This window comes from Cupriavidus sp. 05N39, assembly GCF_056397325.1.
In genome coordinates this window covers 84,426-103,742 of the sequence record NZ_JBFTNE010000013.1, presented here as the reverse complement: position 1 = coordinate 103,742, position 19,317 = coordinate 84,426, and the positions used below count along the sequence as shown (strand labels likewise).

The window sequence follows — 19,317 nt, the reverse complement described above, 5'->3', positions numbered from 1 at the left end:
AAATCTTGTTGCGGGAGAGTCAAGGCAGGTTCTTCATATCGTGCATCGGCATCATGTTCTGGTCGAGGTGGAACATCACCCATAGCGAGCCAGTCAGCGCGATGACCACCAGCACGATGGTGAAAATCAGCGCCAGCATGGTCCAACCGCCTTCCGACCTGGCATTCATATGCAGGAAATATATCATGTGCACGACGATCTGCACCGAGGCGCAGGCCAGCACGAGCAGCGCCGTGGTGCTGGACTTGTCGAACACCTTTGCCATCACCAGCCAGAAGGGGATGGCCGTCAGGATCACCGCGAGCACGAAGCCCGTCATGTAGCCCCTGAAGGTGCTGGGGGCGTGGTCGTCGTGGCCATGGTGGTCATGTCCATGGGCATCGAGGGCATTGTCATGCGCGCTCATGGCAGCACTCCCATCAGGTAGACGAAGGTGAATACGCCGATCCAGACCACGTCCAGGAAGTGCCAGAACATGGACAGGCACATCAGCCGGCGCTTGTTTTCCGGAATCAGCCCATGCTGCCCGACCTGCGCCATCAGCGTGATCAGCCAGACGATGCCCACGGTCACGTGCGTGCCGTGCGTGCCCACCAGCGTGAAGAACGAGGACAGGAAAGCGCTGCGCTGCGGCCCCGCTCCCTCGTGGACCAGGTGCGCGAACTCGTAGAGCTCGATGCCGATGAAGGTGGCGCCCAGCAGGCCGGTAATGCCGAGCCAGATCAGCGTCGTGCGCGCCTTGTCCTTCTGCATCTCCAGCACGGCGAAGCCGTAGGTGATCGACGACAGCAGCAGCATGGTGGTGTTGAGGGCGACCAGCGGCAGCTCGAACAGCTCGGCGCCCGTGGGACCGCCGGCATAGCGGCGGCCCAGCACGCCATACACGGCGAACAGGCAGGCAAAGATGAGGCAGTCGCTCATCAGGTACAGCCAGAAGCCGAGCAACGTGCCGTTCTGCGGATGCACCTCGCTCAGTTCATGAAAACGGAGCGCTTCCGCGCGCGTCCGCTCAGGCAGGCTGGTGTCGCCGCTGCCGTAGGGGAGAGAGGTTTCAACCATGGCTGGCAAGCAGGCGCGAGCGCTCTGCCTCGGTGCGGACGACAACGTCGGCCGGGATGTAGTAGTCGCGCTTGTAGTTGAAGGTATGGCCGATTGCCACTGCCAGGGTGGCAACGAACAAGACCACGGCGATCAGCCACATATGCCAGATCATGGCAAAGCCGAACAACGTGCTGAGGCCCGCGATTATGATCCCGGCAGCGGTGTTCTTCGGCATGTGGATCGGTATGAAACCCTGCTGCGGGCGCTGGTATTGCAGGGACTTCATCTGCCACCATGCGTCGTTGTCGTGGATGACCGGCGTAAAGGCGAAGTTATAGGCGGGCGGCGGCGAAGAGGTGGACCACTCCAGCGTGCGGCCGTCCCACGGGTCTCCGGTGGTGTCGCGCAGCGACTCGCGCCGGCGGAAGCTGACCACCAGCTGGATCAGGAAGCTGCCGATGCCGAGCGCGATCAGCAGGGCGCCGAAGGCCGCGAGCTGGAACCAGATCTGCAGGGACGCATCCTCGAAATGGCTCATGCGGCGCGTGATGCCCATCAGGCCGAGCACATAGAGCGGCATGAAGGCAACGTAGAAGCCAACCAGCCAGAACCAGAACGAGCACTTGCCCCAGAAGGGATCGAGCCGGTAGCCGAAGGCCTTGGGGAACCAGTAGGTAATGCCGGCCATCATCCCGAACAGCACGCCGCCGATGATCACGTTATGGAAGTGCGCGATCAGGAAGAGGCTGTTGTGCAGCGAGAAATCGGCGGGCGGCACGGCCAGCAGCACGCCGGTCATGCCCCCTATGACAAAGGTCACCATGAAGCCGATGGTCCAGAGCATCGGCACCTCGAAGCGGATGCGCCCGTGGTACATGGTGAACAGCCAGTTGAACATCTTCGCCCCGGTCGGGATCGAGATGATCATCGTGGTGATGCCGAAAAAGGAATTGACGCTGGCGCCCGATCCCATGGTGAAGAAGTGATGCAGCCAGACGAGATAGGACAGCACCGTGATCACCACCGTGGCGTACACCATCGACGCATAGCCGAAGAGGCGCTTGCCGCAGAAGGTCGACACCACTTCCGAGAAGATGCCGAAGGCGGGCAGGATCAGGATGTACACCTCCGGGTGGCCCCAGATCCAGATCAGGTTGATGTACATCATGGCGTTGCCGCCGAGATCGTTGGTGAAGAAATTGAAGCCCGCGTAGCGGTCCAGCGCCAGCAGGGCCAGCACGGCGGTCAGCACCGGAAAGGCGGCGATGATCAGCACGTTGGTACACAGCGCCGTCCACGTAAAGACCGGCATCTTCATCATGGTCATGCCCGGCGCGCGCATCTTCACGATGGTCACGAGCAGGTTGATGCCCGAGAGCAGCGTCCCCAGCCCCGCGACCTGCAAGCCCCATATGTAGTAATCCACGCCCACATCCGGACTCTGCAGGATGCCGGACAGCGGCGGATAGGCCAGCCAGCCAGTGCGCGCGAACTCGCCCACGAACAGCGACATCATCACCAGCACGGCACCGCCGACGGTCATCCAGAAACTGAAGTTATTGAGGAAGGGGAAGGCCACGTCGCGCGCGCCGATCTGCAACGGCACCACGAAGTTCATAAGCCCGGTGACCAGCGGCATGGCCACGAAGAAGATCATGATCACGCCGTGGGCGGTGAAAATCTGGTCATAGTGGTGCGGCGGCAGGTAGCCCAGCGAATCGCCAAAGGAGACCGACTGCTGCAGGCGCATCATGATCGCGTCGGCAAAGCCCCGCAGCAGCATGACGATGCCAAGCACGACATACATGACGCCGATCTTCTTGTGGTCGATGCTGGTGAACCACTCGTGCCACAGGTACCCCCACACCCGGAAGTACGTCAGCGCGCCGACCAGCGCCAGGCCGCCGGCCGCGACCACCAGGAAGGTCACCAGCAGGATGGGCTCGTGGAAGGGAATCGCTTCCCAGGTCAGGCGGCCAAATATCAGCTTCGCAAGGTCAAGGTGCTCGGGCATGGTGGTCACCAGGGCCGCAGGGGCGTTGTTGCGGGAATCGGGGAGCGGCGGGTCATCGCTGCGACACCCTCGCGGATGCTGCGGCGGGACCATTGCCGATGCCGGCGGGGTCGCCCGCGGTGCAGATGGGGCCGGTTCGTGTTCCGGCCCCGCCCTCGAGCGCGGCCACATCGAAGGACCGCGGCTTGCCCTGCCCGCGGCTCGCGCTCATGGCCATCATGTCCTTGATGCAGGGGCGATTGGCTTCCACGCAGCGGTTCAGGATCGCATCGTACAAGCCTGGCGCCACGCTGGCGTATCGGCGTACCGGCTCCAGCTCGCTGGGCTTTTCCAGCTGCAGGTAGGCGTCGCGCGTCAATACGCCACCTCCGGCCTTGGCCTGCCGGACCCAGCGCTCGAACTCCTCGGTGCTCATGCCATGGAACTTGAAGTACATGCCGGAGAAGCCCGCGCCGCTGTAGTTGGCGGAGAAGCCCTCGTAGACCCCGGTCCGATTGATGACGGCGTGGAGCTGGGTCTCCATGCCCGGCATGGCATAGACCTGTCCCGCCAGCGAGGGGATGAAGAAGGAATTCATCACCGTGGAGGCCGTGATCTTGAAACGGATCGGCTGGTCCACCGGCGCCGCCAGTTCGTTGACCGTGGCGATGCCCAGCTCGGGGTAAAAGAAAAGCCACTTCCAGTCCAGCGCGACCACCTCGACCGTCATTGGCGCCACACCCATGGGCACATCGCGCTGTGCGTCGATGCGGCTCAGCGGCTGGTAGGGGTCCAGCTTGTGGGTGCTGACCCAGGTCAGCGCGCCCAGGGCGATGATGATGAGCAGCGGCGCGGCCCAGATCACCAGTTCCAGCAAGGTGGAATGGTCCCAGTCCGGCTCGTAGACCGCCTCCCGGTTGGCGGCGCGGTAGCGCCACGCGAACAGCAGCGTCAGCGCGATCACCGGCAGGATGATCAGCAGCATCAAGCCGGTTGAAATGATGATTAGATCACGCTGCCTGACCGCAAGGTCGCCGGCCGGGGCCAGCAATACCGCGTTGCAGCCCGCCAACAGCAGGATGGCAGGAAGCAACAGCCACCCTCGCCTTGCGTAGCGGGATGGCACTCTCCGAATGCGAAATTGCATAGCCGTGGAAGTGATCGTTGAAACTACGCCGATGGTCTGGCCGCGGAAACTCAACATTTCCTATGGCACTGTAGTCAAAGAAGTGCCATTCTTAAAGGAGTGACACAAAACGCCACCCCGAACCACGAGAGGGCCTGATGATGTCAAGCGTTACGCACCAGCACGACCCGTCACCATCCCCGGCCCTGACAGAGCGCGAAGCCATGCACCGGGAGGTCGCTCCGGGAGAGATCGCCGCCGGCGTCGTCATCGGACGCGCTTCCGAGTATTTCGACTTCTTCGTGTACGGCATCGCCTCGGTGCTGGTCTTTCCCTCCGTCTTCTTCCCCTTCGTCAGACAGCTGGACGGACTGCTGCTCTCCTTCACCATCTTCTCTTTCGCGTTCATCGCCCGGCCCTTCGGGACGGCGCTGTTCATGGCCATCCAGCACCGCTGGGGGCGCAGCATCAAGCTGACGGCGGCGCTGTTCGTACTGGGCACGGCTACCGCGGGCATGGCGTTCCTGCCTGGCTTCGACACGCTCGGGCGTACGTCCATCGTATTGCTGGCCCTCCTTCGCATCCTGCAGGGCATCGCACTGGGCGGCTCGTGGGACGGGTTGCCTTCGCTGCTGGCGTTGAATGCCCCGCCACACCGCCGGGGCTGGTACTCGATGCTGGGACAGTTGGGCGCGCCAATCGGCTTCCTGATCGCCGGTTCGTTGTTCCTCTTCCTGCGCGTTACCCTGGAGTTCGATGAGTTCCTGGACTGGGGCTGGCGCTATCCGTTCTACGTAGCGTTCGCGATCAACGTGGTTGCCCTGTTCGCGCGCCTGAGGCTGGTGGTGACCCGTGAGTACACCGAGTTGCTGGACGAGGGAGAACTGGAGCCGATCAACCCGGTCGCATTGCTTCGCGCGCAGGGCTACAACCTCTTCATCGGTGCGTTCGCCGCGCTGGCGAGCTATGCGCTGTTCCATCTGGTCACCGTGTTTCCGCTGTCGTGGGTCGCGCTGCACGAGACGCAGGACATCAGCTCCGTGCTCATCGTCCAGATCGCGGGCGCGGGGATCGCCATGGCGGCCACCATCGCATCCGGACTGATCGCGGACCGCATCGGCAGACGCACGACGCTGGCGCTGATGGCGGTGCTGATCGCCATATTCAGCTTGTTCGCGCCCTACCTGATGGACGGCGGCCCGGCCCGGCAAGACATGTTCATCCTGATCGGCTTCGGCTTGCTGGGCTTGTCTTATGGGCAGGCCGCGGGCGCCGTCACGGCGAACTTCGACGCCAGGTTCCGCTATACCGGCGCGGCGCTGACTTCCGATTTCGCGTGGCTGTTCGGGGCGGCATTTGCGCCGCTGGTCGCGCTGGGGTTGTCGGTGGAGTTCGGGCTGGTTGCTGTCAGCGGCTATCTGCTTTCCGGAGCGGTGTGTACATTGCTGGCGCTCTGGTTTAACCGGAAGATGGAGGCGCGCGACTGACTCGGCCGATGGCGCGCTGCATGACCCACCCGAGCACCTGGGAGTTGCCGTTGTCGTAGCGGAACGGGCTCGCGCCATGCTCGCCCGCCGGTTGCGCGCTCATCAGCTCCGCTCGCGGCAAGGCGAGATGGATCAGGCGCCGGAACGCACCCGGAAACCTAGCCCCGGTGACAGCACCGCAGCTTCGCCGTCGCGCAGTTCGACGGCTTCCAGGCTGCCGTTGGCCATGGACTCGGCGGCGAACTCGGCGATATTGCGCAAGCGCGCGGCCGGGATTCCGCAAGCGTTGAGCCGCACTTCAAGCTCCGCGGCATTGCCATCGGCCAGCACGGCAGCCAGCGCATCCTTGAGCGCCGCTGGATCCAGCGATCGCACAAAGGCAGGCAGATCGCTGCTCTCCAGCTGCGGGTTGAACAAGGCGGGGTCTCTGGCGAGATAGCCAAGCCCGAGCGCCTCCAGCAATGCCAGCAGTTGCCTTGGCGTATTCGCGCCGATGGCCAGCCAACCGTCCCGCGTGCGGAAGAAATCGGCCGAGGGGCTGCCCGAGTAGCCCTGGTTCCCCTGCCTGGCAGGCGTGGCGCCGCGCGTGAGCGCGTCGCAGGTCATGGGATACATCAGTTGCATGCCGGCGCTGGCCATGGAGATATCCAGCAGCATGCCGCGCCCGGTGCGCTCGCTCTCGCGCACGCCGGCGAGAATGGCAAAGGCGGCGAGCAACCCCGTGGCGGAATCGATCACCGGGAAGCCGGTCTTGATCGGCGGATCGCCTTCGTTGCCGGCCATGAACGCCATGCCGGTAGCGGCCTGCACCACATGGTCGTAGGCGGGCCGGTCCTTCCAGTCCGGCGCGCCGCGCCCGAAGCCGGAGATGCTGCAGTAGACCACGCGCGGGTTGCGTGCGCGCACCGCCTCGAAGCCCAGGCCGAAGCGCTCGAGCACGCCGGGCCGCAGGTTGTCGACGAAGACATGGCAGGAGGCTGCCAGCTTCAGCGCCTGTTGCCGGCCTTCCTCGCCGGACAGGTCGATGGCAAGCGTGGATTTTCCCGCGTTGAGCGCGACAAATCCCTCGCGGCCCCGGCCGGCGCGGCGCATGACGTCGCCGCCATTGGCGTTTTCGACCTTGGTGACATTGGCACCCAGCTGGGCAAGCAGGAAGGTGGCAAAAGGACCGGCGATGACGTGCGAGAAATCGAGCACGCGGATACCGGCGAGCGGGCTGAACGCATGGGTAGCGGTGTTAGGCATGGCAAGCTCATTCAATGGTGATGTGGTTCTTGTCGATCACCTGCCGCATCCTGGCGGTTTCTTCGGCGATCAGGCGGGAGAAGGCTTCCGGCGTCGGGCTCGGGTCGACCAGAGCGCCCGTCTCGGCGTAGAAGCGGCGCAACTCCGGATCCGCCAGCGCCTTGAGCATGGCGCCGTGCAGGCGCGCCACCAGCGGCTTCGGCAGGTTCGCGGGAGCCCAGATGCCGCTCCAGGCGTCGAGCGTCAGATTGGTGCGGCCGAGCGCTTCATTCAGCGTCGGTACCTGGGGCAGCGTGGGAATCCGGTGCGCCGAGGTCACCGCGAGCGCCCGCACCTTGCCGTTGGCGATCTGCGGCACCGCGGTGGCTGCCACAGGGAAGCCGAACTGCGTATCGCCCTTGATCAGCGAGGGCACGATCTCCACCGACCCCTTGTAGGGAATATGGACCACGTCGATGCCTGCCGCCGACGCGAATGCCGCGCCGGAGATATGCGCGGCGGAGCCCACGCCGCCCGATGCGTAGTTCAGCGAGCCGGGCGAGCGACGCGCGGCGGCCACCAGGTCCGCCACCGTGCGGTACGGAGAATTCGTGCCCACGACAAGCACGGCCGGGCTGATGCCGATGCGGATCACGTGGGTGAATGTTGCAGGGTCGAACTTGACTGCCGGCTGCAGCAGCTTTTGCGCGACATGCGTCGAGGCGCCCAGCAGCATCCTGCCGCGCCTGCAAGTGCGGGAATACACCGTTAGCGGACTGTTCGGCATGCTCTCCCGGGGTGACCTCGACTGCGTGGTGGGGCGGCTTGAAACCGGTCATCCCGAGCAGTGGCAGGAACGCCTGGACATCACGCCGCTGTGGGACGAGCACCTGGCAATCGCATGCGCCCCGGACCATCCGCTGTCCCGGCGCCGCGAGGTAAGCCTGTCGGCATTGCGCGAAAGCCCGTGGATACTGCCGCCGCGCGGCACGCACACCCGGGAGATATTCGAGCAGCCGTTTCTCGACGACGGCCAGCTGCCGCCCGTGCCGCATATCGAATCGATCTCATTCCACAGCAGCTTGTCGATGGTGGCCACGAGTGATTTCCTGGCCGTTGCGCCGGACAGCGCCGTACGGCACTACAGCGCGATGTCGATGGTGCGCAAGGTACGGCTGCGCACGCCTTTCGCCTCCGGGCGGATGGTGTTCATCACCCAGCGGGATACGGCGTCACCAGCCGTTACGCTGATTGCCACAGCCCTGCGGGACGCGGGAAATCCATAGCGCAGGAATCCCGCGTCAAACGGCAAGGCAGCGTTGACCGCACCGATCGCCCGGCACCCGGCTTCCGACCGGATATCATATGGCCACCAGACAAAGCGCTCCAGACTGACTCACGATCGGGCTCGAGCAAGCAGCTTCACCTTGCGATGCCACCCATGACCACCTCCGATTCCGACACTCCCGACACTCCCGACACCCCCGCGCGCCCAGCCATCCGTTCCCTGACCCAGCTTGAAGGGCGCGTGCTGGCCGTACTTGTCGAGAAGCAGCACACGGTGCCGGACACCTACCCGCTGTCGCTCAATGCACTGGCCTCGGGCTGCAACCAGAAAACCGCGCGCTCCCCGGTGATGAATGCCAGCGAGGCCGAGATCCTTACCGCCATCGATGGCTTGAAACGCCTGAGCCTGGCGATGGAAGGCAGCAGCAGCCGCGTGCCGCGCTTCGAGCAAAACATGAAGCGCGTGCTGGGCATCCCAAGCCAGTCGGTCGCGCTGCTCACCACGCTGCTGCTGCGGGGTCCGCAGACGGCGGCTGAACTGCGGCTGAACTCCGCGCGCCTGCATGCTTTTGCCGATATCTCGTCGGTCGAAGTATTCCTGGAAGAACTCGCCTCCGCCGAGCCTCCCTTTGCGGTGAAGCTGCCGCGCGCGCCCGGCGGGCGCGAGCATCGCTGGATGCACCTGCTCTGCGGCGAAGTCAGCCTCGACGATATGCCAGAGCGCAGCGCCACCGACGAGTCGGTCCCGCCTTCGGAGTTCGAGGCACTGAAGGCCGAGCAGAAGGAGCTGGCCGAGAAGGTGGCACGGCTGCAGGCGCTGGTTGAGCGCATGGCTGGCGAATTGGGGATATCGCTCGACAAGAACGGCCTATAGCCCAAGGGACCCGGCGTCCGTGACATGAATGCCGGGCTCCGTCCCGCGAATCCGAGACGGACCGGCTTAGCCCAAGACCGCTTTCGCCCGGCGATAGACGTGGACAGGCATCCCGACTGCCAGCCACCCCCATCCGCAAAAACTGACCCAGAAGAAAACCGGATGGCTCTCGGGAGAGATCAGCGTGCCACTACGAGACAGCGCCAGGATTCTGTGCTCGGCGAAGCCGCGCCATACGCAGTAAATAGCAAACGCCGTGACCGGCAGCGCGATCAGCGTCAGCAACACGAACTTGACGCGAAGCCAAAGCCGCTGCGCATCTTCGCTGCTCTCCAGCCACCCGGCAAATACGCCACCAATGGTAAAGCCGATACACGCCAGTACCGCCATTCCAAAGCCGATCGGAAGGCCTATGTAAAGGCCCACCAGGAAAATGGCGGTCCATGATGACTCGATACCCGGACGCAGCGAAAGCAGCAGGCCCAGGGGAATCGCAAGGGCGACGGCCCATTTCAGGCAGAAGAACGCGTACCGCATGCGAAACCTGCTGACAGGCTCGGAAGCCTGGCGGACCGGACTAAGTTGCATCATGTTTTTTGGGCAAGGTGGAACTACGGCATTCAAGCGATGGCAGCCTGGCAGCAGGTCCGCAAGGAATACGGGATCAGGCGTCCTGGCAACCGCCTTTGTGGAGGAAACCAGCGGGAGGCTATCACACGCTTGTGACGCAAGCAGCGCTCGCAGACCTGTATAAACGCCACAACAGTCGACATTGGCTCGGCAAGGACTTGCGGCGTATGATCGTGAATAGCCGCTCCAGATCAACGGCGACGCCGCAAACCAGAACTGCCGCGGCTTCGCCAGGCGCCTCATTGCAGGCACCATATTGGCGCTGCAGCCGGGCACACTACTTGTCACAATAGTGTCGTTTGAAGGCAGCGATAATTTGCAGTCCAAACACGTTGAGGCCGTTGACGATGCGCGTGACGATTCGCACGATTACGATTCCGGGAAGCCAGGGCCGGGCCGCCCTTCACCAGGCCGTTGTGTACGCGACTACGGAGCAGGAGGCCACGCCACTCATGACGAGTGACTGGAGCCAGCGCGAACCGGAAGTCTTCATGGCTGCCCAGACCTGGGCCAGGCGCAATACCTATATCGTATCCAACCCCCGCACCGGCGCGTATTACGGCAGTCCCGCCGCCCGCTAGTCCGGGGCCACGCGGCGCCTCGGCCATGCCGATAATGTATGGACATGGCGCATTGCCCGCAATCTACATTGCCGCATAGGCGGAACGCCCGCCCAGCGTTGCGGTCATGGCCTCGTGCAGCGCCAGCAGCAGGCGGCTGTCTTGGTCGGCCTTGCGGATGACCAGTGAGATCCGCAGCGTAGGCGCGTCGGCACCCAGCCGCACGATCCGCACCGGATAGATCTGGCAGATACCGGGATCCATCAACTGCACCAGCGAGACGCCAAGCCCGGCGCTGACCATGGCGACGATGGCGGGCACGGTGTCAAGTTCCAGGGTGCTGCGCTTATCGGGCATGCGGGCGTGGACATAGCGCGCAGCCATTGCGCCGGTGGCCGTGCCGCGGTCGTAGCGGATCCAGTCATGCCTGCGCAGCAGCGCCTCCGCCGAATCCGGGCGCTCCCCCGGTGGGGCCACCAGCACGATTTCCCGTTGCGTGAGCGGATGCCAGCGCAGGCTGGCCAGGCGGCCTTTCTCGGGCTGGGCCACCACCGCCGCATCGAGTTGGCCAGCCTTGACGGCATCCATCAATCCCGCGCTGCGCCCGCGTATGGGCCGCACCGCCAGGCGCGGGTAACGATCCCTCAAGTAGCGCATGGTGCCGGGCAACAGCACCGGCTGGATCGATTCGATCATCCCCAGGCGCAAGGTGCCTTCGATGGCGACCGACGTGCGTCGCCGCAAGGCATTGAGATGGTGCAGCCCGTCGCGCATCGCTGCCACCACCTCAACGGCCGCCGCGGTCGGGCGCACCTGCAGGCCGGAGCGGTCGAAGAGCGTCTGGCCCACGTACTGCTCCAGCTGCTTCATCTGCATGCTCACGGCGCTGGGGGTGAGATGCATCACCGCCGCGGCCGCGGCGAACGAGCCCTCCTCGATCACCGCCTGGAGGGTGGAGAACGCTTCGAGCTTCATCAAGATTCCTTATGTAAGGCGCGAATTTTCATCACTATTTCTTGGCTCTCGCGCAGCTTAGACTGGTCTCAGGGCACAACGCAAGATCGGCAAGACCGCTGCGATTGCGCCAGCGATACCCATCAAACGGAGACCAAACCCGCCATGACCGCCTTCAGCCCCGCCGCCTGGCATGCCCCGGATGCGCAAAAAGATACCTCGTGGATTCAACGCCTGTCGGCCGATGAGGTGGCCAGTTTCGACACCGCGCTGGCGCATGCCAAGGCCACCGGCAAGGCCTTTCTCGACCTGGCGCAGGAGGACTTTCCACTCAGCCCCGCGGCGCGGGCAGCGCTGGACCGGGCCATCGCCGCCACGCAAGGCCGGTGGGGCATGTGCCTGCTCAAGGGCTTTCCGGTCGACAAGTGGACCGAGGACGACACGCGCCTGGCCTACTGGTGCATGGGCCTGCACATGGGCGTGGCGCGCACGCAGAACCGCGCCAGCGAATTCCTCAATGATGTGCGCGATATCGGCGCGGCCTACAAGACCAGGAACGGGCGCGGCTACAACACCAATGCCGCGCTGGACTTCCACACGGACTCCAGCGACGTGGTTGCCCTGCTGTGCCGCCGGGCGGCCAGGAGCGGCGGGGAGAGCAAGGTGGTCAGCTCGATCGCATTGCGCGACGAGGTACGGCGCAGGCGGCCGGACCTGGAGCCGGTGCTGCGCCAGCGCTTCTACTTCAGCTATCAGGGCGCGCAGGATCCGGCCCAGCCGCCGTATTACGGCTTGTCCATCCTGGGCAACCACCCGGACCATTTTGCGTTCCGCACCAACCGGAAGAATATCGTCGCCGCGCAAGCGGACTTCGACACCGTGCCTCGCCTGACCGGCCCGCAGCAAGACGCGCTGGACCTGCTCGACGAACTGCTGACGGACCCGCAACTCTGCTTCTCGATGTCACTGGAACCCGGCGACATGCAATTGCTGAACAACTACGTGACGGTGCACTCGCGGACCCATTTCGAGGACTACGAGGAGATGGACCGCAAGCGCCATCTGTTGCGGCTGTGGCTGGCCGTGCCGTCGGCGCAGGCCTTGCCCGATGACTGGGCCGAGTATTTTGACGACGTGCGTGCCGGCGCGGTCAGGGGCGGCCTGCGCGGCGCCRCGCGGCCGGAAGCGTTTGCCGTGTTCGAAGCGCGGCAGGCTGCGGCGATGGGCATGCCGTTGCGGGCATGGACGCCCGGCGTGCCGGCGCCAGCATCGGCAATGGCGGACTGATCCTGCCGCCAGGTAGCAAGTAGCAAACACGCCCCACGCGGCGGGCTCGATCCCGCCGACGCACTATAACGACAAGCAAGAGATGGAGACAACATGCAACGACGCGACTTCCTGGCGCTGCTGTCCGCGGCCCTGCTGATCCCGCCCGACCTGAGGGCGGCGACCACCGTGACCAAGCTGCTGGTCGGCGCAACGCCGGGCGGCGGCACCGACATCGTGGCGCGTTCGCTTGCGATGGAACTGGAAAGCCGGCTGGGGCGCACCTTCATCGTCGACAACAAGCCGGGCGCCGCCGGCAATATCGCGGCGGGTGCGGTGGCCAAGGCCGAGCCCGACGGCGGTACGCTGTTGCTGAGCTATACCAGCCATGCGATCAACCCGTCGCTGTTCCAGAAGCTGCCGTTCGACACGCTCAAGGATTTCACGCCCATCAGCCTGATCGCCAGCTCTCCGCTGATCCTGGTCGCCCGGCCCTCGCTCAAGGCCGGCAACCTGCGCGACGTGATCGCACTGGCCAAGGCGCAGCCCGGCCACCTGAGCCTGGCGGTGGCGGGCGTGGGCAGCGCCAACCATCTCGCGGGCGAGATGCTGAAAGCCGAAGCCGGAGTCGATATCGTCAGCGTGCCGTACAAGGGCGCGGGGCCGGCCGTGGCCGATGTGGTCGGCGGCCAGGCAGACCTGCTGCTCGGCAATGTCGCCACCGTTCAGCCCTTGCTGAGCGCGGGCAAGCTCAAGGCCATCGCCGTCAGCACGCCGCAACGGCTGCAGGCGTTCCCCGATGTGGCGCCGATCGCCGAAGTGGTGCCCGGCTTCGATTACAGTTCATGGTATGGCCTGTTCGGCCCGGCCAATATGCCGCCCGACCTGGTCCGGCAAATCGAGAAGGCTGCGCGCGCGGCGGTCGCGTCGCCAGCCATGCGCCAGCGCTTGCTCAAGGAGGGACTGGTTCCGGTGGGGAGCAGCGCGCAGGATTTCGCGCAGTTCGTGCGCAAGGAGATCGACCGCTGGGCCAAGGTAGTCGCCGTGACCCATACCAAGGTTGCCTGACAATGTCGCCTGGAGCTGCAGCCTGATGACGTTGCCTGATGACTCTGCCGCCATGCGCGGCCACACCTGGAAAATACAATGACCACCCCGTTGCTCGAACACCGCCTGCGCGAACCGCGCGTGCTGCTGGCGCCCGGCGTCTATGACGCGTTCTCGGCGCTGCTGGCCGCGCAAGCGGGATTCGAAGCCCTCTACCTGTCCGGCGCCGCCGTGGCCTACACCCAGCTTGGGCGCTCCGACGTGGGGCTGACCACCGCGACGGAGACGGCGGATATCGTCGGCAGGATCACCGACCGCGTCGACGTGCCCCTGATCGTCGATGCCGATACCGGCTACGGCAACGCGCTCAACGTCATCCGCACCGTGCGTTCGCTAGAACGTGCCGGCGCCGCCATGATCCAGTTCGAGGACCAGACCTTCCCCAAACGGTGCGGCCACCTGGACAACAAGCGCGTGGTCTCCACCGCCGAGATGTGCGGCAAGCTGAAAGCCGCCCTGGACTCGCGCACCTCGCCGCAAACCCTGATCCTTGCCCGTACCGACGCGGTTGCCATCGAAGGACTCGATGCGGCGATCGAGCGCGCCGAGGCCTATGTGGAGTGCGGTGTCGATGCGCTCTTTATCGAGGCGCTGCGCACCGAGGAAGACATGGCCCTCGTGTGCGAGCGCTTCGCGGGACGCATTCCGCTGCTTGCCAATATGGTGGAAGGCGGCAAGACACCCGTGCAGAGTGCTGCCGCGCTCGGCAGCAAAGGCTTCCGGATCGTGATCTTCCCTGGCGGCGTCGTGCGCTTCCTCGGTGCGCAGATGAAGCATTACTACTCGACGCTACTTGAGCATGGCACTACCGCGCCGATGCGCGATGCCATGCTGGACTTTGACGGGCTGAATGCCGTGATCGGCACCCCGGAACTGATCGCGCGGGGCCAGCGCTACGGCGAGTGAGGGCGGCGGCCATCTCCCGGGCGATGGCCGGTTCCGCCTGGCATCAGTCGTCGGCCGTAAAGCCGGAAGCCTCCACGATGGGCTTCCACTGCGCGCGCTGCGCCTGGATGGTCTTGCGGGCTTGCGCGCCGGGCTGTCCCGCCATCTCCATGCCGAGCGCCGCCATCCTGGCGCGCACGTCAGGCTCCTTCACCGCGTCCAGCAATGCCTTCTCCAGACGTGCCACGGTCGCCGCGGGCGTGCCCGCGGGCACAAACGCGGAATACCAGCCCGATGCCATGTCGAACCCCGGTACGCCGGCCTCCTGCAGCGTCGGGACATCGGGCAGCAATACCGAGCGCTTCGTGCCGGTCACGCCGAGAAAGCGGATCTTGCCCGCCCTGTGCAGTTCCATCTGGCCGCCTATCGCATCGACGCCGATGGGCAGCGTGCCCCCGATCTCATCCGTCAACATCATCGCCGCGCCACGGTAGGCCGTCGGGGTCAGCGGCACATCGATGGCCTTGCGCAGCGTGAGTACACCGAAGTGAACGGTGCCGCCCAGCGTGACCAGGCCAAACCCGGTGGATGCCGGATTGCGTTTCACCCACGCGATGTACTCCGGCATCGTCTTGTAGGGCTGGCTGACACTGGCAGAGGCGACCAGGGGCACGTCCGCCAGGTAGGCGACGGGCACGAGATCCTTGTCGGGATCGTAGGGCAGCCGCTTGTAGGTCAGCGGAAAAATGGTGAACGGAGGCGCGGGCGAGATGAGGATGGTTTTTCCATCCGGGGCGGCACGCTTCACGGATTCGAGCGCCAGCCGGGCTGAAGCGCCGGGCCGGTTCTCGACCAGAATGGTTTCGCCGAGCGAGACGCGCAGCTTTTCCGCGACCGTGCGCGCGAACACGTCCAGTGCTCCGCCCGGTGCAAAGCCGATGACGATGCGTGTGGGGGTGTCGGCGCTGGCGGCACCGGCCGCAGCCGGCACGCCTGCCGCGACGACGGCAACGGCGGCCGCGAGCGCGGTTGCCAGCTTAGGCCAAGAGAAGCGATTGTGCATGTCTGATTCCTGTGTGGTGTGCCGTGTGGTGTGCCGGGTCATGCCGCGGCCGGCTCGAGCGTCGTGTCCGGCTCCAGCGGATATATCGGCCGCCGGAGGTTCTCGAACGGAAACAAGCTGTAGTCCGAGCTGCAAACCCCCGGTCCGGCCACCAGCACGATATGCCGGGCAATCGGGCCGAACCCTGCGCGGAAGTGCTGGCGCGACTTGATCAGGATGTACTTCTTGCGCGCCAGGTCGATGCCCGCATGCGTGAACACGCCGGTATCGAACGGCTCCTGCGGCTTCTCGCAGACCATCACCAGGACGCCGCCCGCCTCGAGCACCGCGACCCGGCCAAGGCTTAGCCGTACGCCGGTAAACATCGGCCCGGTCACCTGGTAGTTGCCATCGGTAATGCACTTCACCCGCCCGGTCAGCGTCAGGGGCTGGCCTTTGAGGCGCAACGCCGGCATGTCGGTCCTGCCGCCCACCGCGACCGTGATCTGCTGGCCTATGCCCGCCCGGATCATCTGTTCGACGGCGGCCGGGTCCCAGAACGGGCCGGCCACGACATCGTCGAGGCCCTGGCGCATCACTTCGGCCAGCACGCTCATCTGGTCGGTCGGGCCGCCGGCGCCGCAATTGTCGCCATGGTCCACCAGCACCACGGGGCCGCCGTCGAGCGTCCTGGCACGCGCCACCGACTCCGCCATCGGCTCGATCGGGAAAACAAAGTCGGCGCGGCGTGCCCAGGCCATTGCCGTCAGTTCGTCCAGCAACTGGCGCGCGGCATGTTCGCGCCCGGCATCGGCCACGATCACCACGGTCAGGCCAACGTGCGGGATATCGGCGAGCGGAAATCCGCCAAACACCGAGGCATTGAGCACTTCGCCATCGCGCTCCGCCGCCATGGCGCGGTCCATGATGTCTTTCATGGGCTGGTCCTGCGGGGTCTGCCGCAGCATATGCGTGAGCATCGGCAAAGTGCGCGACAGGATGACCGGCGTGGCCTCGCCGCGCAGCGCGGCCATCAAGGTACGCGCCGCCCGCGCGCCGGTCTCGTACACGTCTACGTGGGGATAGGTGCAGTAGCCGGCGATGGCCGTCGCATTGCCCACCAGCGTATCGCTGAAGTTGGCGTGGAAATCCAGCGCTACCGCAATGGGCACGCCAGGCGCCACGGCACGGATGCGCCTGAGCAGTTCGCCCTCGGCATCGGGATAGCCCTGCGCCACCATCGCGCCGTGCAGGTCGAGCATGACGGCGTCGCAGCCTTCGCGCACCGCCGCCACGATGGCCCCGGCCATCGATTCGAACGCTTCGGCGGTCACGATGCCGCTCGGCACCGCGTTGGCCAGCAGCGGCATGACGAACTCGTCGCCCTGGCTGCGCACCATGTCGATAAAGGCCGCGGCGGCATTGTTGGTGCCTTCGCAGGCGCGGATGGCAGCCTCGCCGGATACCGGCCCATCCACGCCCGTGCCCCGGCAGAACGACGAGAGCGGCGTCGCGATAGGGGAGAAAGTATTGGTTTCATGCCGCATCAGGGCAATGACAAAGCGCATCTTCTTATCCTTGGGCTGCATGGCTTTAGTTTGCATCGAGGTTGACTGCCTTCGCGATCGCGCCATAGCGGGCGGACTCGGCCTGGAGGAATTTGCGGGCCTGCGCGGGCGGGCTCAGCACGGGTTCGTAAGCCAGCGACTGCAGGCGTGCGATGAAGTCAGGCTCTTCCACGCTGCTCTTCACCTCCCTGTACAACCGCTCGATGATCGGCTGGGGCGTGCCGGTCCTCACCACCAGCGCCAGGTTGGCGCGCACCAGCAGTGCATCGGGGCTATCGGCCTTTTGCGTCTCCACCCTGGGGAACTGCGTGACGGCATGGCCCTGCAGCGTGGCCAGGGGCTTGACCTTGCCGTCGGTGACATAGGCCGCCGAGGAACCGATCACGTCGACGTGCGCGTCGGTCTGGCCGCCGATGAGATCGGCCATGGCCGGCGGCGAGCCGCGATAGGGAACGATGGTGAAGTCCAGGCCGTTGCTTTGCTTCCAGCTGGCCAGACCCAGGTGGGCCGCACCGGCCACCGTGTTGATGCTGATCGAGACCTTGCCGGGGTTGCTGCGGATATACGCCTTCAGGTCGGTCAGGCTTCCCTCCTTGCGGTCGGAGCGGGCGACGATCCAGTGCGGCACCGTGTTCAGGATGGTGACCGGCGTCAGGTCGGTGTCCGGGTTGTAGCGCAGGCCCTTGATGACGTACTGGTTGATGTTGAGCGAGCCATCGCTGGCGAGCAGCAGGGTATAGCCCTCCGCCTTGTCCTTCAGGGCCGACATGACGCCAGGCACGGTGGCGCCGCCCGCGATGTTCTCGACCATGACGGGTTGCCCGAGCCGCTTCCCCAGCTTCTGGGACAGCGTGCGCGCGACGATGTCGTAGGACCCGCCCGCGGGGAACGGCACGACCAGCCGCAACGGCCGCTCGGGCCAGGCTGCATGGGCCGCGAAACTCGCGGAGAGAAGGCTGGCGCCGGCGATGGCCGCCTTGACTGCTGCACTGAACTTGATCACTTGCTTGTCTCCTGACCTTGGATCTTTGTGCTTCCCGTTGCCGCGGGAACGGCGGCGCGACGCAGGCCTGCCGGGGAAGAGGCGTGCTCATGACGGCACTCCGATGGCTCACTATAGAGGAGCCCACAATCAACCAAAAGCGAATTAAAATTGATAGTTGTTGAGCATTTGGTTAATGACCTGGTTAATGCCGCGGCGAGGTCTTCCTGCTTTTTTATCGCCGCAGATCTCCCTTGGAATCCCCCATGCCGCCCGCCGTCCATCCCGTTCACGCCCTGCTCGCCCGACTCAAGTTCCGGCACCTGCGCGTCATCCTTGCGCTGGACGAGCTGCAGAGTGCGGCCGAAGTCGCGGCACGGTTCCATATCAGCCCGGCGGCGGTGTCGAAGACATTGGGCGAAGTGGAGGCCATCGTGGGCATGCCGTTGTTCGAACGTGGACGCCGCGGCATGCGCGCCACCGACATCGGCCGGGAGATGATCGACGGCGCGGCATTGGTGACGGCGCAACTGAGCCGCCTGGCCGAGTCCCTGCAAGCCGTGCGCGCGGGCACGCGAGGCCAGATGAGCCTGGCCTACCGGACCACATCGGTCCAGCCCGCACTGGCGCAGTTGCTCTGCGCCTTTCATGCGGGCAATCCAGGGGTGGATATCAGCGTGATCGATGGCGGCATCATGGACCTGATCAGCCAGGTCGAAGAAGGCGAGCTCGATCTGTTGTTTGCCTACGAAGACCCACGCCTCGAGCGCAAGGACTTGCGCCATGCGCCCATCATTCCCGGACAGAAACTGGTCATCGTCGCCAGCACGACGCATCCGCTGCTAGGGCGCGCGCGCATCACCGCGCAGGACCTGGCCGACCAGCAGTGGTGCATTCCGGCGCATGGCGCGCGCATGCTGCACCACCTGCACACCGCATTCCGCGCGCTGGACATGCCGCCGCCGGAGCGCGGCATCCGGACCAGCGACGTGACCATGACGGTCAACCTGCTCCAGGCCGCGCACTTCCTGGCCGTGTACCCCGAGCGCATCGCCGCCCAACTGGCGGCGGCGAATCTCGCCACGGTACTGCCGTTCAAGCTGGCAAGCCAGGTGGAACCGGTGGTCATGGTGTGGAATGGCGCGCTGGCGCCGCGCGCCCCGGCGCGCGCCTTTCGCGATTTCATCCTGCAGCACGCGGCGGAGATGCCGGCGGATCCGTCGGCGTGGCTGGCCAATGCGGGATTGATGAACCCGGCGAACGGCTCGTGACAAGCGGCGCTCGCCTCTTG

At 65.3% G+C, this 19,317-nt stretch carries 19 protein-coding genes; 8 read left to right on the top strand and 11 right to left on the bottom strand.

Annotated features, from left to right (window positions below; all coding sequences use genetic code 11):
- Positions 1–19 precede the first annotated feature (19 nt).
- From cyoD to cyoA, 4 genes are read right to left on the bottom strand one after another with little or no spacing between them, the layout of a single operon-like run.
- Positions 20–406 (bottom strand): cytochrome o ubiquinol oxidase subunit IV, encoded by a 387-nt coding sequence (gene cyoD, locus AC1DN0_RS08765; RefSeq protein ID WP_441625907.1) that lies wholly within the window; start codon positions 404–406, stop codon positions 20–22.
- The gene (cyoC, locus tag AC1DN0_RS08760; RefSeq protein ID WP_441625905.1) at positions 403–1,059 is read right to left on the bottom strand and encodes a cytochrome o ubiquinol oxidase subunit III; all 657 of its coding nucleotides are present in this window, start codon (positions 1,057–1,059) and stop codon (positions 403–405) included. Before cyoC ends, cyoD begins: the two co-directional genes overlap by 4 nt.
- Entirely contained in the window at positions 1,052–3,055 is a 2,004-nt protein-coding gene (gene cyoB / locus AC1DN0_RS08755) for a cytochrome o ubiquinol oxidase subunit I (RefSeq protein WP_477111125.1), read from the bottom strand. Before cyoB ends, cyoC begins: the two co-directional genes overlap by 8 nt.
- 52 nt (positions 3,056–3,107) lie before the next feature.
- A complete protein-coding gene (gene cyoA, locus AC1DN0_RS08750; protein ID WP_441625901.1) occupies positions 3,108–4,181 on the bottom strand; it encodes a ubiquinol oxidase subunit II in 1,074 nt (357 codons plus the stop codon).
- A 140-nt stretch (positions 4,182–4,321) separates the two neighbouring features.
- On the opposite strand from cyoA, the gene AC1DN0_RS08745 reads away from it, so the two are divergent.
- Positions 4,322–5,647: an MFS transporter gene (locus tag AC1DN0_RS08745; RefSeq protein WP_441626076.1), complete on the top strand. Its 1,326-nt coding sequence runs from the start codon at positions 4,322–4,324 to the stop codon at positions 5,645–5,647.
- Between the two features lie 132 nt (positions 5,648–5,779).
- On the opposite strand, the gene AC1DN0_RS08740 is transcribed toward AC1DN0_RS08745, so the two are convergent.
- Positions 5,780–6,892, bottom strand: coding sequence for a CoA transferase (locus AC1DN0_RS08740; RefSeq protein WP_441625899.1), 1,113 nt, complete (start codon positions 6,890–6,892; stop codon positions 5,780–5,782).
- Positions 6,893–6,899: 7 nt separating this feature from the next.
- Positions 6,900–7,607 (bottom strand): Bug family tripartite tricarboxylate transporter substrate binding protein, encoded by a 708-nt coding sequence (locus AC1DN0_RS08735; RefSeq protein ID WP_441625897.1) that lies wholly within the window; start codon positions 7,605–7,607, stop codon positions 6,900–6,902.
- A 49-nt stretch (positions 7,608–7,656) separates the two neighbouring features.
- Between AC1DN0_RS08735 and AC1DN0_RS08730 the strand changes: the two genes are divergently transcribed.
- Both AC1DN0_RS08730 and AC1DN0_RS08725 read left to right on the top strand, forming a co-directional pair.
- Positions 7,657–8,157 carry a LysR substrate-binding domain-containing protein gene (locus tag AC1DN0_RS08730; RefSeq protein WP_441625895.1) on the top strand — a complete coding sequence of 167 codons (501 nt, stop codon included), beginning with the start codon at positions 7,657–7,659 and terminating at the stop codon, positions 8,155–8,157.
- A gap of 155 nt (positions 8,158–8,312) precedes the next feature.
- Complete coding sequence (locus tag AC1DN0_RS08725; RefSeq protein WP_441625893.1) at positions 8,313–9,032, top strand: YceH family protein; 720 nt, start codon at positions 8,313–8,315, stop codon at positions 9,030–9,032.
- Positions 9,033–9,098: 66 nt separating this feature from the next.
- Here AC1DN0_RS08725 and AC1DN0_RS08720 read toward each other — a convergent pair whose 3' ends face one another.
- Positions 9,099–9,569 carry a hypothetical protein gene (locus tag AC1DN0_RS08720; protein ID WP_441625891.1) on the bottom strand — a complete coding sequence of 157 codons (471 nt, stop codon included), beginning with the start codon at positions 9,567–9,569 and terminating at the stop codon, positions 9,099–9,101.
- Between the two features lie 545 nt (positions 9,570–10,114).
- Here AC1DN0_RS08720 and AC1DN0_RS08715 point away from each other — a divergent pair.
- Complete coding sequence (locus tag AC1DN0_RS08715) at positions 10,115–10,243, top strand: hypothetical protein (RefSeq protein ID WP_255350714.1); 129 nt, start codon at positions 10,115–10,117, stop codon at positions 10,241–10,243.
- Between the two features lie 63 nt (positions 10,244–10,306).
- On the opposite strand, the gene AC1DN0_RS08710 is transcribed toward AC1DN0_RS08715, so the two are convergent.
- Entirely contained in the window at positions 10,307–11,197 is an 891-nt protein-coding gene (locus AC1DN0_RS08710; RefSeq protein ID WP_441625889.1) for a LysR family transcriptional regulator, read from the bottom strand.
- 144 nt (positions 11,198–11,341) lie between these two features.
- Between AC1DN0_RS08710 and AC1DN0_RS08705 the strand changes: the two genes are divergently transcribed.
- The 3 genes from AC1DN0_RS08705 to AC1DN0_RS08695 all read left to right on the top strand — a co-directional run bounded on the left by AC1DN0_RS08705 (position 11,342) and on the right by AC1DN0_RS08695 (position 14,455).
- Positions 11,342–12,463, top strand: coding sequence for a TauD/TfdA family dioxygenase (locus tag AC1DN0_RS08705; protein WP_477145654.1), 1,122 nt, complete (start codon positions 11,342–11,344; stop codon positions 12,461–12,463).
- Between the two features lie 93 nt (positions 12,464–12,556).
- A complete protein-coding gene (locus AC1DN0_RS08700) occupies positions 12,557–13,510 on the top strand; it encodes a tripartite tricarboxylate transporter substrate binding protein (protein ID WP_441625885.1) in 954 nt (317 codons plus the stop codon).
- A gap of 78 nt (positions 13,511–13,588) precedes the next feature.
- Positions 13,589–14,455 carry an isocitrate lyase/PEP mutase family protein gene (locus AC1DN0_RS08695; RefSeq protein ID WP_441625883.1) on the top strand — a complete coding sequence of 289 codons (867 nt, stop codon included), beginning with the start codon at positions 13,589–13,591 and terminating at the stop codon, positions 14,453–14,455.
- Between the two features lie 43 nt (positions 14,456–14,498).
- Here AC1DN0_RS08695 and AC1DN0_RS08690 read toward each other — a convergent pair whose 3' ends face one another.
- Genes AC1DN0_RS08690 through AC1DN0_RS08680 form a run of 3 tightly spaced genes read right to left on the bottom strand, consistent with a single transcriptional unit; the run spans position 14,499 to position 18,044 of the window.
- Positions 14,499–15,497 carry a tripartite tricarboxylate transporter substrate-binding protein gene (locus tag AC1DN0_RS08690; protein WP_441625881.1) on the bottom strand — a complete coding sequence of 333 codons (999 nt, stop codon included), beginning with the start codon at positions 15,495–15,497 and terminating at the stop codon, positions 14,499–14,501.
- 38 nt (positions 15,498–15,535) lie between these two features.
- Positions 15,536–17,044: a M81 family metallopeptidase gene (locus AC1DN0_RS08685; protein ID WP_441626074.1), complete on the bottom strand. Its 1,509-nt coding sequence runs from the start codon at positions 17,042–17,044 to the stop codon at positions 15,536–15,538.
- 25 nt (positions 17,045–17,069) lie between these two features.
- A complete protein-coding gene (locus tag AC1DN0_RS08680; protein WP_441626072.1) occupies positions 17,070–18,044 on the bottom strand; it encodes a Bug family tripartite tricarboxylate transporter substrate binding protein in 975 nt (324 codons plus the stop codon).
- 248 nt (positions 18,045–18,292) lie between these two features.
- Here AC1DN0_RS08680 and AC1DN0_RS08675 point away from each other — a divergent pair, with 248 nt between their 5' ends.
- Positions 18,293–19,297, top strand: a complete 1,005-nt coding sequence (locus AC1DN0_RS08675) for a LysR family transcriptional regulator (protein ID WP_441625879.1) — start codon at positions 18,293–18,295, stop codon at positions 19,295–19,297.
- The last annotated feature ends 20 nt before the right edge of the window (positions 19,298–19,317 follow it).

Coding starts and splice junctions, on each gene's coding strand:
- AC1DN0_RS08685 (WP_441626074.1), bottom strand. CDS start 17,044: ATGCGCTTTGTCATTGCCCTGATGCGGCATGAAACCAATACTTTCTCC.
- AC1DN0_RS08725 (WP_441625893.1), top strand. CDS start 8,313: ATGACCACCTCCGATTCCGACACTCCCGACACTCCCGACACCCCCGCG.
- AC1DN0_RS08730 (WP_441625895.1), top strand. CDS start 7,657: ATGCTCTCCCGGGGTGACCTCGACTGCGTGGTGGGGCGGCTTGAAACC.
- AC1DN0_RS08710 (WP_441625889.1), bottom strand. CDS start 11,197: ATGAAGCTCGAAGCGTTCTCCACCCTCCAGGCGGTGATCGAGGAGGGC.
- AC1DN0_RS08740 (WP_441625899.1), bottom strand. CDS start 6,892: ATGCCTAACACCGCTACCCATGCGTTCAGCCCGCTCGCCGGTATCCGC.
- AC1DN0_RS08735 (WP_441625897.1), bottom strand. CDS start 7,607: ATGCTGCTGGGCGCCTCGACGCATGTCGCGCAAAAGCTGCTGCAGCCG.
- AC1DN0_RS08745 (WP_441626076.1), top strand. CDS start 4,322: ATGTCAAGCGTTACGCACCAGCACGACCCGTCACCATCCCCGGCCCTG.
- AC1DN0_RS08675 (WP_441625879.1), top strand. CDS start 18,293: ATGCCGCCCGCCGTCCATCCCGTTCACGCCCTGCTCGCCCGACTCAAG.
- cyoA (WP_441625901.1), bottom strand. CDS start 4,181: ATGCAATTTCGCATTCGGAGAGTGCCATCCCGCTACGCAAGGCGAGGG.
- AC1DN0_RS08695 (WP_441625883.1), top strand. CDS start 13,589: ATGACCACCCCGTTGCTCGAACACCGCCTGCGCGAACCGCGCGTGCTG.
- cyoD (WP_441625907.1), bottom strand. CDS start 406: ATGAGCGCGCATGACAATGCCCTCGATGCCCATGGACATGACCACCAT.
- cyoB (WP_477111125.1), bottom strand. CDS start 3,055: ATGCCCGAGCACCTTGACCTTGCGAAGCTGATATTTGGCCGCCTGACC.
- AC1DN0_RS08720 (WP_441625891.1), bottom strand. CDS start 9,569: ATGCGGTACGCGTTCTTCTGCCTGAAATGGGCCGTCGCCCTTGCGATT.
- cyoC (WP_441625905.1), bottom strand. CDS start 1,059: ATGGTTGAAACCTCTCTCCCCTACGGCAGCGGCGACACCAGCCTGCCT.
- AC1DN0_RS08690 (WP_441625881.1), bottom strand. CDS start 15,497: ATGCACAATCGCTTCTCTTGGCCTAAGCTGGCAACCGCGCTCGCGGCC.
- AC1DN0_RS08715 (WP_255350714.1), top strand. CDS start 10,115: ATGACGAGTGACTGGAGCCAGCGCGAACCGGAAGTCTTCATGGCTGCC.
- AC1DN0_RS08700 (WP_441625885.1), top strand. CDS start 12,557: ATGCAACGACGCGACTTCCTGGCGCTGCTGTCCGCGGCCCTGCTGATC.